Raw genomic sequence first — 359 nt, 5'->3', positions numbered from 1 at the left:
TATATTTCCGTGAGGATCCACCTTCATAAAATCTTGTTCGTGTGCCGGGACTGGAGGAACGGTTTCTAACTGCCCGTCTTTATCCAATCCTTTTACGGCACGAATCTGTTGCTCCTCTTGGTCATACACAAGCAACAAATCCGTCCATTGCTCTTCTGCAACGGACATATTCTCTTGTGGATTTGTTTCAGTGGATTCATTAGCCATAGTATATTATTTTTTGATGGTTTAAATTCAATTCATTAAACTTTAAATCTTAAAAATCGCAGAACGAAGATAGAAGCTGTCTATTAGAATTTAATACGGCAGTGTTATTTTGGCTTTGATTGTCCTTTTTTGGCTTTTACAGGGACACTAAA

1 pseudogene is annotated in these 359 nt (G+C 37.6%); it reads right to left on the bottom strand.

What is annotated here, in order from left to right:
* Nucleotides 1–207: pseudogene (locus VQ048_RS12805) on the bottom strand (DUF3945 domain-containing protein); the annotation flags it as partial.
* Nucleotides 208–359 lie beyond the last annotated feature (152 nt).

The organism is Bergeyella anatis, assembly GCF_036016955.1.
In the GTDB taxonomy this organism is placed as follows: domain Bacteria; phylum Bacteroidota; class Bacteroidia; order Flavobacteriales; family Weeksellaceae; genus JAYWXI01.
The sequence above is the reverse complement of the archived record's forward strand: the minus strand, read 5'-3'. Positions and strand labels throughout refer to the sequence as shown.